The sequence below is a fragment of the Candidatus Marinimicrobia bacterium CG08_land_8_20_14_0_20_45_22 genome (genome assembly GCA_002774355.1).
Lineage (GTDB): Bacteria > Fidelibacterota > UBA2242 > UBA2242 > UBA2242 > 0-14-0-20-45-22.
This window is the reverse complement of the sequence record PEYN01000106.1, coordinates 1-1,023: the sequence shown is the minus strand read 5'-3', so window position 1 is coordinate 1,023 and position 1,023 is coordinate 1. Positions and strand designations below refer to the sequence as shown.

Annotated in this window: 1 protein-coding gene; it reads right to left on the bottom strand. The window is 43.0% G+C overall.

What is annotated here, in order from left to right; genetic code table 11:
• Positions 1-259: 259 nt before the first annotated feature.
• Positions 260-943, bottom strand: a complete 684-nt coding sequence (locus COT43_06285) for a hypothetical protein (GenBank protein ID PIS28487.1) — start codon at positions 941-943, stop codon at positions 260-262.
• Between the last annotated feature and the right edge of the window lie 80 nt (positions 944-1,023).

Sequence of the window (1,023 nt, the reverse complement as noted above, 5' to 3'; positions counted from 1 at the left end):
TAATCCGTATGATCTGATCTATGTTAATTTCGTTGTCTGACTCAGCGACGACCTTGATAAATTGCCGCCTACCTTGAAGGTTGAAGGAAGTTTCAATCAGGTAACAAGCGTTTGCTTCGACGATCCGCCTGATGATTTCCTTTGCTTTTTCCTTCACACTTGTCATTCTTTCTCTCTCCAAATGGAAAAGTGGGCTTTGTCAACCCACTTTAACCAGCAAAAATTTAAGAATCTTTCTGTTCTTCTCCAAACGAAAATTTTAGTTCTTTAATGCCTCTATTTGAGATTGTAGTTGCTCCGCCGCATTTTTGGCTTTGTAATCCGGCTCGCCATCCAATACCTCTTGAACTAATTCTTCCGCTTTTTTCAATTCATTGATCTTGATCAAACTGCGGACGGCGTTCAGACTGTATTCGTGTCTCTGAAATTTGTACGGCGATTCCTCAATGGCTTCAGTATACATTTTTGCGGCTTTTTCGTATTCCCCTTTGTGATCGAGACAGAGTCCAACGCCGTTTAGAGCAGAAGCTTCGATCATATAATCGTCATCATAATCATCAACATATTTCTCGAAATTCTCCTGCGCTTTCTCGTAATCCGACTTTGCTAAATATGATTGCGCCAGCAAAAGCGTCGCCATCCCGGCGCTTTTCGTCCGCGGATTCTTCTCGATCAGCGCTTCCAACCGGACAACCGCGTCGTCAATGTCGCCTTTTGCCAATGCAATCTCTGCCATTCCCAGCTCGCCAGAAGCTTCCCTGTTAGCGCTTTTCTTAGACTGAGCCAGCAAAACAATCAGAGCAACTACAACGACAATACCAAGTGCGCCATATAAAAGTTGCTTGGGATTGTTTCTGACAAATGTATCGACCTGCGATATTTTCTCCAATACCGGATCTTTTTTCATCTCTTTCTTCGTGATTTTCTTTTTCGGTTTCAGCATTTTGGTTTCTCCTTAATTTTTCTGGTACCCTCGCCGGGAATCGAACCCGAATCAAAGGATTAGGAATCCTCTATTCTATC